14 protein-coding genes and 1 pseudogene are annotated in these 13,563 nt (G+C 59.1%); 9 read left to right on the forward strand and 6 right to left on the reverse strand.

Features of this window, described 5'->3' with window-relative positions; all coding sequences use genetic code 11:
- The first annotated feature begins 46 nt into the window (after positions 1–46).
- The 6 genes from lptM to BLV18_RS20040 are packed head-to-tail and all read left to right on the forward strand — an operon-like array spanning position 47 to position 4,599.
- The gene (lptM, locus tag BLV18_RS20015; protein ID WP_043192229.1) at positions 47–196 is read left to right on the forward strand and encodes an LPS translocon maturation chaperone LptM; all 150 of its coding nucleotides are present in this window, start codon (positions 47–49) and stop codon (positions 194–196) included.
- A 9-nt stretch (positions 197–205) separates the two neighbouring features.
- Positions 206–1,453, forward strand: a complete 1,248-nt coding sequence (lysA, locus tag BLV18_RS20020) for a diaminopimelate decarboxylase (protein WP_049860324.1) — start codon at positions 206–208, stop codon at positions 1,451–1,453.
- 4 nt (positions 1,454–1,457) lie between these two features.
- Positions 1,458–2,288, forward strand: a complete 831-nt coding sequence (gene dapF, locus BLV18_RS20025) for a diaminopimelate epimerase (RefSeq protein ID WP_090361293.1) — start codon at positions 1,458–1,460, stop codon at positions 2,286–2,288.
- 13 nt (positions 2,289–2,301) lie between these two features.
- Complete coding sequence (locus BLV18_RS20030) at positions 2,302–3,009, forward strand: DUF484 family protein (RefSeq protein ID WP_090361296.1); 708 nt, start codon at positions 2,302–2,304, stop codon at positions 3,007–3,009.
- A 1-nt stretch (position 3,010) separates the two neighbouring features.
- Positions 3,011–3,907, forward strand: a complete 897-nt coding sequence (gene xerC / locus BLV18_RS20035; protein ID WP_049860327.1) for a tyrosine recombinase XerC — start codon at positions 3,011–3,013, stop codon at positions 3,905–3,907.
- Positions 3,904–4,599 carry an HAD family hydrolase gene (locus tag BLV18_RS20040; protein WP_090361299.1) on the forward strand — a complete coding sequence of 232 codons (696 nt, stop codon included), beginning with the start codon at positions 3,904–3,906 and terminating at the stop codon, positions 4,597–4,599. Before xerC ends, BLV18_RS20040 begins: the two co-directional genes overlap by 4 nt.
- 132 nt (positions 4,600–4,731) lie before the next feature.
- On the opposite strand, the gene sutA is transcribed toward BLV18_RS20040, so the two are convergent.
- The 4 genes from sutA to glnK all read right to left on the reverse strand — a co-directional run bounded on the left by sutA (position 4,732) and on the right by glnK (position 7,495).
- On the reverse strand, positions 4,732–5,055 hold the full coding sequence (gene sutA / locus BLV18_RS20045; RefSeq protein WP_056844770.1) for a dormancy-specific transcriptional regulator SutA: 324 nt from the start codon (positions 5,053–5,055) through the stop codon (positions 4,732–4,734).
- Between the two features lie 99 nt (positions 5,056–5,154).
- Complete coding sequence (locus BLV18_RS20050; protein WP_090361302.1) at positions 5,155–5,580, reverse strand: secondary thiamine-phosphate synthase enzyme YjbQ; 426 nt, start codon at positions 5,578–5,580, stop codon at positions 5,155–5,157.
- A gap of 201 nt (positions 5,581–5,781) precedes the next feature.
- Positions 5,782–7,116, reverse strand: coding sequence for an ammonium transporter (locus BLV18_RS20055; protein ID WP_049860330.1), 1,335 nt, complete (start codon positions 7,114–7,116; stop codon positions 5,782–5,784).
- Positions 7,117–7,156: 40 nt separating this feature from the next.
- Complete coding sequence (gene glnK, locus BLV18_RS20060; protein WP_002555808.1) at positions 7,157–7,495, reverse strand: P-II family nitrogen regulator; 339 nt, start codon at positions 7,493–7,495, stop codon at positions 7,157–7,159.
- Positions 7,496–7,909: 414 nt separating this feature from the next.
- On the opposite strand from glnK, the gene BLV18_RS20065 reads away from it, so the two are divergent.
- From BLV18_RS20065 to BLV18_RS20075, 3 genes and pseudogenes are all read left to right on the forward strand, one after another.
- Complete coding sequence (locus BLV18_RS20065; protein WP_090361305.1) at positions 7,910–8,170, forward strand: accessory factor UbiK family protein; 261 nt, start codon at positions 7,910–7,912, stop codon at positions 8,168–8,170.
- Positions 8,171–8,268: 98 nt separating this feature from the next.
- On the forward strand, positions 8,269–9,186 hold the full coding sequence (locus BLV18_RS20070; protein ID WP_090361307.1) for a LysR family transcriptional regulator: 918 nt from the start codon (positions 8,269–8,271) through the stop codon (positions 9,184–9,186).
- A 213-nt stretch (positions 9,187–9,399) separates the two neighbouring features.
- A pseudogene (locus BLV18_RS20075) lies at positions 9,400–10,308 on the forward strand (YifB family Mg chelatase-like AAA ATPase); the annotation flags it as partial.
- A gap of 1,327 nt (positions 10,309–11,635) precedes the next feature.
- On the opposite strand, the gene BLV18_RS20080 reads toward BLV18_RS20075, so the two are convergent.
- Together BLV18_RS20080 and BLV18_RS22810 are read right to left on the reverse strand one after the other, a co-directional pair.
- Positions 11,636–12,391 carry an SIR2 family NAD-dependent protein deacylase gene (locus BLV18_RS20080; RefSeq protein WP_090361310.1) on the reverse strand — a complete coding sequence of 252 codons (756 nt, stop codon included), beginning with the start codon at positions 12,389–12,391 and terminating at the stop codon, positions 11,636–11,638.
- Between the two features lie 286 nt (positions 12,392–12,677).
- A complete protein-coding gene (locus BLV18_RS22810; protein ID WP_090361313.1) occupies positions 12,678–12,944 on the reverse strand; it encodes an antitoxin Xre/MbcA/ParS toxin-binding domain-containing protein in 267 nt (88 codons plus the stop codon).
- Positions 12,945–13,563 lie beyond the last annotated feature (619 nt).

The following is a 13,563-nucleotide window of genomic DNA, read 5'->3' on the forward strand; positions in this document are numbered from 1 at the left end:
CTGGGTATACTCGGGCGCAATTACTGCTTATACAAAGGATTTCGCCATGAAGCGCCTGATCTCTTCCCTGGCCGCGCTCGTCGCCGTTGCCTGCCTGGTGTCCGCCTGCGGTCAAAAGGGCCCGCTGTACTTGCCCGATGACAGCAAATCCCCCGAAGACCAAGCCAAGTCGTCGCAACCGCACAAGCATTACTAAGGGAACACCATGGACGCTTTTCAACGCCGCGACGGTGAACTGTTCGCCGAAGGCGTAGCGCTGTCTGCCGTGGCCCAGCGCTTCGGCACGCCGACGTACGTCTACTCGCGCGCCCACATCGAGGCGCAGTACAACGCCTACGCCGATGCCCTGCAGGGCACCTCCTCGCTGGTCTGCTTCGCCGTGAAGGCCAACTCCAACCTGGCCGTGCTCAATGTCCTGGCGCGTCTGGGCGCCGGTTTCGACATCGTTTCGGGCGGCGAACTGGAGCGCGTGCTGGCCGCTGGCGGGCGCGCCGATCGCGTGGTGTTTTCCGGCGTCGGCAAGACCCGCGCCGACATGCGCCGCGCCCTGGAAGTGGGCGTGCACTGCTTCAACGTCGAATCCACCGACGAACTGGAGCGCCTGCAGGAAGTGGCCGCCGAACTGGGCGTGCGGGCTCCGGTGTCGCTGCGGGTCAATCCGGATGTCGACGCGGGCACCCACCCGTACATTTCCACCGGTCTGAAAGAGAACAAGTTCGGCATCGACATTGCCGCTGCCGAAGACGTCTATGTGCGTGCCGCGCAACTGCCCAACCTCGACGTAGTGGGCGTGGACTGCCACATCGGCTCGCAGCTGACCACCCTGGCGCCGTTTCTCGATGCGCTGGACCGTCTGCTCGATCTGGTCGATCGCCTGGGCGATTGCGGCATTTACCTGCGCCATATCGACCTGGGCGGTGGCCTGGGCGTGCGCTACAGCGAAGAACAGCCGCCGCTGGTGGCCGACTACATCAAGGCCGTGCGCGAGCGCCTGGACGGCCGCGAGCTGACGCTGGTGTTCGAGCCGGGACGTTTCATCGTGGCCAATGCCGGGGTGCTGTTGACCCAGATCGAATACCTCAAGCACACCGAGCACAAGGATTTCGCCATCGTCGATGCGGCCATGAACGACCTGATCCGCCCGGCCCTGTACCAGGCGTGGATGAACGTCACCCCGGTCAAGCCGCGTGAAGGTCAGGCGCGCGCCTACGACATCGTCGGGCCGATCTGCGAAACCGGTGACTTCCTGGCCAAGGACCGTGAACTGGTGCTGGCCGAAGGCGACTTGCTGGCAGTACATTCGGCCGGCGCGTACGGTTTCGTCATGAGCTCGAACTACAACACGCGCGGTCGTTGTGCCGAGGTGCTGGTCGATGGCGACCAGGCGTTCGAAGTCCGCCGCCGCGAAACCGTGGCTGAGCTTTTTGCCGGCGAAAGCCTGTTGCCGGAGTAATCCCATGCTACTGCGTTTTACCAAGATGCATGGCCTGGGCAACGACTTCATGGTGCTGGACCTGGTCAGCCAGCATGCCCACATCCTGCCCAAGCATGCCAAGCAATGGGGCGATCGCCATACCGGCATCGGCTTCGATCAACTGCTGCTGGTGGAAGCGCCGAGCAATCCGGACGTCGACTTCCGCTACCGCATCTTCAATTCCGACGGCTCGGAAGTGGAACAGTGCGGCAACGGCGCGCGCTGCTTCGCCCGCTTCGTGCTGGACAAGCGCCTGACGGCCAAGAAGACCATTCGCGTGGAAACCAAGGGCGGCATCATTACCCTGGACGTTCGCAACGATGGCCAGATCAGCGTCGACATGGGCCCGCCGCGCATGCTGCCGGCCGATATCCCGTTCCAGGCTGACGCCCAGGCGCATAACTATGCGCTGTCGGTCGATGGCCAGAGCGTCGAGATCGCCGCGCTGTCCATGGGCAACCCCCATGCGGTGCTGCGCGTGGACGACATCAACAACGCACCGGTGCACACGCTGGGGCCGAAGATCGAACATCATCCGCGCTTTCCGGCACGGGTGAACGTGGGCTTTCTGCACGTCGTCGATCGCACCCGCGCACAGCTGCGTGTCTGGGAGCGTGGCGCCGGTGAAACCCAGGCCTGTGGTACCGGCGCGTGCGCCGCTGCAGTCGCGGCCATCAGCCAAGGCTGGATGGACTCCCCGCTGCTGCTCGATCTGCCGGGCGGCCGCCTGTCCATCGAATGGGCCGGGCCAGGCCATTCGGTGATCATGACCGGCCCTGCGGTGCGAGTCTTCGAAGGACAAGTACGTTTATGAGCGAGTACAGCCAATGACCGATCAGCCTCAAGTACCCGCGCCTGCGGAGCTCCTGGAGGCTTCGGCCGTGGCCGAGTTTCTCGCTGCCAACCCGGCCTTCTTCGAGCAGCATGAAGAACTGCTGACCCAACTGCGCCTGCCCCACCAACGCGGTGACACGGTATCGCTGGTGGAGCGGCAGATGACCCTGCTGCGCGAGCGCAACGGCGAGATGCGCCAGCGTCTTTCGCACCTGATGGAAGTTGCCCGCGACAATGACCGCCTGTTCGAGAAGACTCGACGACTGATTCTGGCCATGCTCGATGCCACGTCCCTGGATGAGTTGGTGATCAGCGTCGAGGACAGCCTGCGCGAAGATTTCCAGGTGCCGTTCGTCAGCCTCATCCTGTTCAACGACATCCCTGCCCCGGTGGGTCGCAGCGTGACCAGCGGCGAAGCCCAGCAAGCCATCGGCGGCCTGTTGTCGGAGGGCAAGTCGCTCAGTGGCGCATTGCGCGAACACGAACTGGCGTTCCTGTTCGGCAGCGATCAGGCCTCGCAGGTTGGCTCGACCGCACTGGTGCCGTTGTTGCACCAGGGCCTGCACGGCGTGCTGGCCATCGGCAGCCGCGACCCTGCGCATTACAAAAGCTCGGTGGGCACGCTGTTCCTCAACCATATCGGCGAAGTGCTCAGCCGGGTATTGCCGCGTTACACCGGCGCCTTGCGCTCGGTGCGCTGAAGTGCGTGAACAGCTGGACGCCTACTGCACGCACCTGCGCAGTGAGCGCCAGGTGTCGGTGCATACCCTGGATGCCTATCGGCGCGACCTGACGAAAGTCGTCGAGTTCTGCGAGAAGGAAGGCCTGGCCAGTTGGCAGGTATTGGACATCCAGCAGTTACGGCGCCTGATCGCGCGCCAGCATCAGCAGGGACAATCGTCGCGCAGCCTGGCACGGCTGCTTTCGGCAGTGCGCGGCCTGTACCGCTACCTCAATCGCGAAGGCCTGTGCAGCCATGACCCGGCCAATGGCCTGGCCCCACCCAAGGGCGAACGGCGCTTGCCCAAGACGCTGGACACCGATCGGGCCCTGCAGCTGCTCGAAGGAGCGGTGGAAGATGATTTCCTGGCTCACCGCGATCAGGCCATTCTCGAACTGTTCTACTCCTCGGGCCTGCGGTTGTCGGAGCTGACCAGCCTCGACCTGGGTCAGCTCGACCTCGCCGATGGGCTGGTGCAGGTGCATGGCAAGGGCAGCAAGACCCGCGTGCTGCCCGTCGGGCGCAAAGCGCGAGCGGCTCTGGAGCAGTGGCTGTCCATGCGCCCGATGAGCAATCCGATTGACGACGCGGTGTTCGTCAGCCAGCAGGGCCGACGTCTCGGACCGCGCGCCATCCAGGTGCGGGTCAAGGCCGCCGGCGAGCGCGAGCTGGGGCAGAACCTGCACCCGCACATGTTGCGTCACTCGTTTGCCAGCCACTTGCTGGAGTCTTCCCAGGACCTGCGCGCCGTGCAGGAAATGCTCGGCCACGCCGACATCGCCACCACGCAGATCTATACCCACCTGGACTTTCAGCACCTGGCCAGTGTCTATGACAGTGCCCATCCACGGGCCAAACGCAAAGGCGGCGACTCATGAGCATCAAGCTGATCACCTTCGACCTCGACGACACCCTGTGGGACACCGCCCCGGTGATCGTCAGCGCCGAGGCCATCCTGCGTGACTGGCTCGCCGATCAGGCGCCGAAGCTGGGACCGGTGCCGGTGGAACACCTGTTCAAAATTCGCCAACGCCTGGTCGACGCCGATCCTTCGCTCAAGCATCGCATCAGTGCGCTGCGCCGCCGCGTACTGCTGCACGCCATGCAGGAAGCCGGCTACCCGGAAGACGAAGCCGGACCGTTGGCCGACAAGGCCTTCGAGGTATTCCTGCATGCCCGGCATCAGGTGGAGATCTTCCCGGAGGCCCAGCCGACCCTGGAAATCCTCTGTCAGCGCTACACCCTGGGCGTGGTCACCAACGGCAACGCCGATGTGCGCCGGCTGGGCCTGGCCGACTTCTTTACTTTCGCGCTGTGCGCCGAAGACCTGGGTGTGGGCAAGCCGGATTCACGGCCGTTTCTGGAGGCCATGCGCCTGGGCGGCGCAAGCGCTCATGAATCGGTGCATATCGGCGATCATCCGGGCGATGACATCGCTGGCGCGCAGAAGGCAGGCATGAAAGCCATCTGGTATAACCCGCAGGGCAAGCCCTGGACCGCCGAAGGCAAACCCGACGCCGAAGTGGCCAGCCTGGCCGAACTCCCCGCGTTGCTAACCCAGCTAGCCTAGTCACCGCCGTGGGAGCGGGGCGGGCGGCGAGCCCTCTGCCCGCGAAGAGACCCGAATTGCCCACCTCACGCCCACAAAAAAGCCCGCAGCGACCGCGGGCTTTTTCGTCAGCGCACCAAGCGCAACAGACCGTCAGATAGGACGGCTACCGTACTTGTTGTCGGGCTTCTTGGGTGGATCGGCCACCACATTGGGCTCGACTTCCTGCACTTTGCCGCCGCGCGAAAGAAATTCTTCCATCGCCCGCGCCAGCGCGTCGCGCTCTTTGTTCTTGGCTTCGATACTCGGCAGTTCGTCCACCGACACCGACGCCTTGGCCTTGCCTTTGGCAGCGGGTGCGGGCGTGTCACCACCTTCGTCGTCCGCCACGTCTTCGGCAGCGGCCTCGAGGGTTTCCTCGGTATCGTCTTCTTCGCCTACTTCGAGGTCGTCGTTTTCCAGATCATCGTCGCTCATGTTCTACCTCATGACTTGCGAAAGCAGATTATTTATAGCCCAGCTTTACCTTATGTCGACGGCTGCCGGAAAAAATTCACATCCACTGATAACCAGCGGTCAAGCGTCCTCGCCATACAGCGTGGCAAGGACCCGACGCGCGCCGCCATGATCGCGATGCTCGCCCAAATAAATACCTTGCCAGGTACCTGTCGCCAGCCTTCCCGAGGTGACCGGAACGGTCACCTGGCAGCGCAGCAAGCTGGCCTTGAAGTGCGCAGGCAGGTCATCGGGGCCTTCGTCGTTGTGTTCGAAACCGTCCGAGCCCTGTGGCACCAGACGGTTGAAGAAGCGCTCGAAGTCCCGGCGAACGGCCGGATCGGCGTTTTCGTTGACGGTCAACGACGCCGAGGTGTGTTGCAGCCACAAGTGCAGCAGGCCCGTGCGGCATTCGCGCAGGCGCGGCAGTTGTGCAAGCAACTCGTCAGTCACCAGATGAAACCCGCGAGGCTTGGCTCGCAAGGTGATGAGGGTCTGCTGCCACATACCGATCTCGTCCGTTCGGGGCGCATTCTAGCGCGCTCTGGGAAAAAGCAAAGAGCCTGTTCGTGACTGTTTTGCAGTGAGCCGCCGTCCTCGATCGCTACGGCAAAGGGCCGCCCCGGCGGCAAAACCGCAGGGACTGATGCAGATGACAAATCGCAGGCAAAAAAATGCCCGGCAAGCCGGGCATTTTTTTCCGAACGGTTACAAGTTGTAGCCGCGCTCGTTGTGTTGCGCGAGGTCAAGGCCCACGGCCTCTTCTTCCTCGTTGACTCGCAGACCCATCACCGCATCCAGAACCTTGAGGATGACGTAGGTCACGATCGCGGTGTAGACCACGGTGAAACCGACACCCTTGAGCTGGATCCAGACCTGCGCGCCGATGTCTTCGACGGTGCCGAAACCACCCAGTGCGGGAGCGGCGAACACACCGGTCAGGATGGCGCCGACGATGCCACCGATACCGTGTACACCGAAGGCATCCAAGGAGTCGTCGTAGCCCATCTTGCGCTTGAGCGTGGTGGCGCAGAGGAAGCAGATGACACCTGCCGCCAGGCCAATCACCAGGGCGCCCATCGGGCCGACGGTGCCGGCAGCCGGGGTGATGGCAACCAGGCCAGCGACCACGCCCGAAGCGATACCCAGCGCGCTTGGCTTGCCGTGGGTCAGCCACTCGGCGAACATCCAGCCCAGTGCAGCGGCGGCGGTTGCGATCTGGGTCACCAGCATCGCCATGCCAGCGGTGCCGTTGGCGGCAGCGGCGGAACCGGCGTTGAAGCCAAACCAGCCGACCCACAGCATGGCTGCGCCGATCAGGGTGTAGCCCAGGTTATGCGGCGCCATCGGCGTGGTTGGGTAGCCCTTGCGCTTGCCCAGCACGATGCAGGCAACCAGACCCGCCACACCGGCGTTGATGTGCACCACGGTGCCGCCAGCGAAGTCCAGCACGCCCCAGTCCCACATCAGGCCGCCGTTGCCGGACCAGACCATGTGCGCGATCGGTGCATAGACCAGGGTGAACCAGATGGCCATGAAGATCAGCATCGCGGAGAACTTCATGCGCTCGGCGAAGGCACCGACGATCAGCGCCGGGGTGATGATGGCGAAAGTCATCTGGAAGGTGATGAACACCGCTTCGGGGAACAGCGCCGCAGGGCCGGTGATGCTGCTTGGGGTGACGCCGCTGAGGAACGCCTTGGACAGGCCGCCGACGAAGGAGTTGAAGTTGACGACGCCTTGTTCCATACCGGTCGTGTCGAAGGCCAGGCTGTAGCCGTAGACCATCCACAGAATGCTGATCAGGCCGGTGATGGCAAAACACTGCATCATCACCGAGAGCACGTTCTTGGAGCGCACCATGCCGCCGTAGAACAACGCCAGGCCAGGAATGGTCATGAACAGCACGAGGGCGGTCGAGGTCAACATCCAGGCGGTGTCGCCGGAGTTGAGAACGGGGGCTGCCGCCTCGTCCGCCAAGGCAAGGCCAGGCATTGCGAGGGACAACAGGGCTCCTAGCCCTGCGAATTGACGCAGAGTCATATTGTTTACTCCTGGGGCGTTGGGTTGTGTCGGCTTTTTTTTAGATTGCGTCGGTATCGGTTTCGCCGGTACGGATGCGAATCGCCTGTTCCAGATTGACCACGAAAATCTTGCCGTCGCCGATCTTGCCGGTGTTGGCGGCCTTGGTGATGGCTTCGATGACGCGATCCAGATCCTTGTCGTCGATGGCAACGTCGATCTTGACCTTGGGCAGGAAGTCGACCACGTACTCCGCGCCGCGATACAGCTCGGTGTGGCCTTTCTGCCGACCGAAACCCTTGACTTCGGTTACGGTGATGCCCTGCACGCCGATTTCCGACAACGACTCGCGGACGTCGTCCAGCTTGAATGGCTTGATGATGGCAGTGACTAGCTTCATGAAACTCTCTCCCGAATTGGTGGACTTGCCCCAGGAAAACAAACCCGGATCAAGTCTAAGCGCAGTGCCTGGCTTTGTAACGCATCGTCGACCCCGCAGCCCCGGACCGACACCAGATAAACTGCTCCTGACGAAACACATCCTGCGAAGCTCAGCACTGCTCTCGTCACGGCGAGTCCATCAGTGCCAGGGTCACTTGGCTCTAAGCAGAAAGCTTGCCATGTCGCGCAAACCGCGTGATTTCGCCGCCCTGCCCGGCTTTTGTGCAACTCCGCCAGCAGGTCACGCCGACAGGTGCACAACAAGGGTGCAGCCATGGGCACACTCGTGCTCGAAAACCGTGCGCGGCCGGCCTGCTTTTCAGCGTGGGGCTGCGTGATACACTGCAACCCACTCTGCCTCAGGATATTTTCCATGCTCGCGCCCAAAGCTTTTCTCGACGCCCTGAGCGACCACGCATCCCGCCTGTTCAGCGGCGACACCGCGCAGCCGCGCGCCGAACTCGAAAGCCAGTTCAAGGCCTTGCTGCAGTCCGGTTTCAGCAAGCTGGACCTGGTCAGCCGCGAAGAATTCGACAGCCAGATGGTCGTCCTAGCGCGTACCCGTGCGCGATTGGAGAGCCTGGAAGCCAAAGTCGCCGAGATAGAAGCCAAGGCCGCGCCCAAGGCCGACTGACATCAGGGTGCAGCACGTCGCTGGGGCGACTGCACCGCTTTGCGTCACTCCCAGGCATTGCCATTGAACATGTTATTGAACGGCAGGGACGTGCTTCGATGAACCGCAACGAGCTGCGCAAGGCCGATATCAACCTGATGGTCGTGTTCGAGGCGCTCATGCTCGAGCGCAACGTCACCCGCGTCGCGGAAAAGCTGTTCCTCGGCCAGCCCACCGTCAGCTCGGCGCTGAACCGACTGCGCGCCCTGTTCAACGACCCTTTGTTCATCCGCATCGGCCATCGCATGGAGCCCACCGCGCGCGCCGAGGAAATCATCAGGCACCTCTCGCCCGCGCTGGACGCCATGTCCGTCGCGCTGAGCCTGACCCACGATTTCGACCCCACCGTGAGCACCATGACCTTCCGCATCGGGCTCTCGGACGACGTCGAGTTCGGCCTGTTGCCGCAAGTGCTGCGCGCCTTGCGCACCGAGGCGCCAAAGGTGGTGATCGTGGTGCAGCATGTGGATTACTGGCGCATCCCCGACCTGCTCGCGTCCGGCGACATCACCGTGGGCATCAGCCAGACCCGCGGCCTGCCGGCCAACGCCAAGCGCAAACTGCTGCGCCGCATGCGCCCGCGCGTGCTGCGCGCCGACAAGTCCGCCACACCGCTGACCCTGGACGAATACTGCTCACGCCCCCACGTGCTGGTGTCGCCCACCGCGCACACCAGCGGTATTGCGGACGAATGGCTGCAGGAAATCGGTCGCACACGCCAGGTGGTACTGTCGGTGCCCCAATTCAGCTCCCTCCCCGCCCTGCTCGCCGGCACCGACCTGCTCGCCGGCCTGCCCGACTACGCCGCCACCGCCATGGCCGCCCATGGCAATCTGTTCGACGAACCGCTGCCGTTCGATGCGCCCACCCTGGACCTGTCGATGGTGTGGTTGAGCATCACCGATACGGACCCGGCGGAGCGGTGGTTGCGGTCGCGGTTGGAGGCGTACATGGGGGATCGGGGTGGGGTGGTGTAGGGTCGCAACAGCGCATCACTCATCACACAAATCCGCCACTAGTGCCGGGTTTGTCGTTCAAAGGCGACATCTGGACATGGTGAACTGCCTACTGCTTTCATCCTTGCGTCCGTAGCACCCTGAATCATTTCCCCACTGGCATACCCGCCCTCATCCACTACCCTCGCACCACCACCGCAGGAAGCGGTTCATCTTTCAACGCATGGAGCACGCATGTCTCTCGCTATCGTTCACAGCCGGGCTCAGGTGGGTGTGGGTGCGCCTGCGGTCACGGTCGAGGCGCATCTGGCCAATGGGCTGCCAGCGCTGACCCTGGTGGGGTTGCCGGAGGCATCGGTCAAGGAGAGCAAGGATCGGGTGCGCAGCGCGATCCTCAATTCGGGGCTTGAGTTTCCGGCGCGGCGGATCACGTTGAACCTGGCGCCGGCGGATCTTCCGAAAGACGGCGGGCGGTTCGATCTGGCCATTGCGCTGGGAATCCTGGCGGGCAGTGGGCAGATTCCGGCGATCACCCTGGATAATGTGGAGTGCCTCGGCGAACTGGCGCTCTCAGGTGCCGTGCGGCCGGTGCAGGGTGTGTTGCCCGCTGCCCTTGCCGCTCGCGACGCGGGACGCACGCTGATCGTGCCCAGGGATAACGCCGAAGAAGCGGCGCTGGCCTCGAACCTGACGGTGATTGCCGCGGATGATCTGATGCAGCTGGTCAGTCACTTTAATGGGCGCGACCCGATCAGTCCCTTCAATGCCAACGGGCTGCTGCTGGTGAGCAAGCCTTATCCGGACCTGAGCGAGGTGCAGGGTCAGGTTGCGGCAAAGCGCGCGTTGCTGGTGGCCGCCGCTGGCGCGCACAACCTGTTGTTCAGTGGCCCACCGGGAACAGGCAAGACCTTGCTCGCCAGTCGATTGCCCGGATTGCTGCCGCCGCTGGACGAGCGCGAAGCGCTGGAGGTGGCGGCCATTCAGTCGGTGGCCAGCCATGTGCCGCTGAAGAATTGGCCACAGCGGCCCTTTCGGCATCCCCATCATTCGGCATCGGGTGCGGCGCTGGTGGGCGGTGGAAGTCGGCCGCAGCCAGGGGAAATCACCCTGGCGCACCATGGCGTGCTGTTTCTCGATGAATTGGTCGTTAGGTGAGCTTGTCAACAGTGTCTACAAATGACGACCGCTTTGTAGTCACGCTCAGCATTGAACCAGCGGTAGGGATCAACGGGCTTCTCTGCCCGTTTACGATCCCGAAGTGTGCTCAACCGAGCCTTCTCGGATCTCCAAAAAACAGCGCTTATTGGGTAGTCGGAGAAAAGGGAAATTGGGATTTCACATACGCGTGGTATGGCGCAAAGCCTCTAATCGGATTCTGCTCGCCTAGAGCATCCGCCACACTTTCGAGGCGCGGGAGTAAAAGCGACGGCTCATATTCGAGAGTTCTTGCCATCCGGTGTAGCTTCTCCAATGTGATATTTACCTCCCCCGCTCTATATATCCCATATAACTTCGATCGGCCTTTATAGTGGTCAACTGATCCCGCATACTGCGTTAAATTTTTCTTCGGCAACAGCAAGCGTCAACCAATCGTTGAACTGATGCGGCCTTTGCCAGATGTACCGTTGCATCATGATGCTGACCGATATCCTGCTGAGCGAATAACGCGCTCATGTAGTCAATTGTCGATATCACCTGATTACGAACGGATAGCTAGCCTAGAAAGCGCGCTGGAGATTAAAGATGGAAGATAATCAGTTACTCGAGCAATTACACCGCTGAATTTATAATGGAAACCCTATGGACAGGAGTTACTAAATAAAAGCACAGATAAAAAACGCCTTCCGGCTGTTACACAGGGACGATTCAAAAACTTAGCTCTAGGCGCTTATAGAACAATGATTAGACCTACCTTCGACAACTGAGCCAATCATGCCTACTAGCTCTCCAACTAGAAACTTTGTGAACATATCCTTTATAAATTAAAATCACACATGCTCTTCGGCGCCTCTATTCCTTAAAATATCTCAGTACAACTTCTATGGCGACATCAGAGCTGAAGACTGAGCCTCCCTCAAAAAACATCAGTAGGTTACTAACGCTCTGACGCCGTGTATCTATACGACCAGAAATCCTATTAGGGAAAAATCTTGCGAAGTGATACGCAGAGCCTTACTCCGAGCATTTTCTGGTAAAGGGAGCGGCATTCATGATCGTGCAGAAAAGTTCTGCGTACGATGAACTCATGAAATAAATCTGGGCAAGCGGTCTATGTGCTGAATTTTTATCCAACATTTCGACCTATCTATGCTTGGGCGAAGAGTATACTTAAGGCTAACACATGAATATCTTAAACGAGCCGTTAAATGGTAATATTTAGCAGCGAACAAGCTTAAAACGCAGATTTATGCCTCAGTATTAACGCTCATAGAGATTGCCGCTTGGAAGGGCTTCATACTCAAGACTAAATTTAATCTATCCTGTGTAAGATCACAGATAATACGTCGACAGCGGAGCCCACCAACATAAGCTCGTTCAACTCACCCAACCCCACATCTACTATGTTTACATGAATCACCATCGCCCCAGCTGCCTGAGCAATCTCAGGAATATCAGCAGCGGGCCTGACTATTCCGGACGTCCCTACAGAGACTAAAACATCGCAAGCTTGTACCTTTGAAACCGCACTTTTCCAGGCTCCAGATGGTAAGTCCTCACCAAACCATACGACACCGGGACGTAACCGACCGTTACACTTAAGGCAACGAGGCGGCTCAATCAGCTCACCTACTTCAGACACCTTTGTTTGTTCAGTCGTCAGATCCGCTGGTCTCTTGCAGGCAAAGCAGGCAGGCCTATCCAAGCTCCCATGCAGATGTATTACGTTTTCAGACCCAGCTCGTTCGTGCAGATTGTCGATGTTCTGAGTTATCACGGTAATCGTCCGGGCTCCTCCTCCTAAACGCGAGATCATTTCGTGGGCCGCATTTGGTAATGCTCTAGCGACTAGATTACGCCGCCATAAGTACCAGCCCCATACCAATGCAGGATTTTTTTTAAACGCTTTTGCAGTTTCTAATCTTTGAGGATCGTACATCTCCCAAATCCCGGTTAGCTTTTCTCGAAATGTCGGGATACCGCTTTCAGCGGAAATTCCTGCGCCGGTAAAAAACACAATTTTTCGAGCTGCTTTAAGCGCCGAAATTGCTATCTCTATATTACTCATGTGTAAACCTGCCCATAGGTCGAAACTGTAGCGCTTGAGTGCTAAATATAGAGTTGAGCTCATGCCTCATGATCATAACACGACTTCAATCTATTCTTAAACACGTGCTGGATACCCTACCTATTCCGCTTGACCAGCATCGCGCAAACAGTTTTATCATATGGCGAATACGTTCCGACGGAGAATTAACAAATGCTAGCTTCAGTAACAGTTCGCGGACTCAACCTTCAGCGTGCGCAAGCCGACTTAAGATTATTATTATTCCTCCCGGGCAAGCAACTCCAGTTCAAATATAGACACCTTGCTCGATTTGCCACAGCACTGCTTCTACATTAAAAAAGCCTATAGATGTCGATAAAAGTTTGCAAGGACATTGATAGTTGAGCCCGCGTACAGGTTCAACGAACCATAGCTCTGCTGAGCTTCTACTTCCCAACACTCGCTCAGCTATTATCAAAATCTGCTCTCGCCTCGCCAGAAAAAAGCCATATTGCATACTCCAGCAGTTTAGCGAGCATATTCTGCTTCTTGTGAAACCCTCAGGTTTGTACATTACTTAAGTCCTCGCTAGAGGTTTGGCGATCACGTCAATTCGTTAGCGTACGTCTGAGCGACAGGGTCTACAAGAAAGGGGCAACGCGGGACGGAGCTTCGCACCATCCCACGTACCCTCTTCCGATGCTCGGCAAATGCTATAGAGATATGTTTAGACATCATCTAAAGGTCGGATATTATTGCCCTTGTCAATATAACTTACGCGTACAAATTTTTGTAGTTATTAAATCACCTGAAAAGGCCATGACGATAAGCCTCATGCAAAATTAAAATGCGAATAAACCGCAGGCTTATGCTGCTCTACAAACTGATATATAAAATCGCCATACGCCTCACCTGCAATCATATTAAAAATAAATCCTGTGGTATAGTATAGTATTCAATTCGATGCACGATAAATTTGCTTTGTACCTGTTAGTGACTTCGCATCGAAATCTGGACGATTTGAGTCGTGATAGACCGCACCGCTTTCTACCTGGAATAGGCATGTCGCCACGTCATTACAATCAAATCCCATACTTAGGGATTGAAGACGTTCCATACACCACGATGCGCCTCCATTGATCCTACTTGGGGTGACGATTTGAACCTCTGAGACCCTAAAGGCCGCATCCTGC

The organism is Pseudomonas coleopterorum, assembly GCF_900105555.1.
Lineage (GTDB): Bacteria > Pseudomonadota > Gammaproteobacteria > Pseudomonadales > Pseudomonadaceae > Aquipseudomonas > Aquipseudomonas coleopterorum.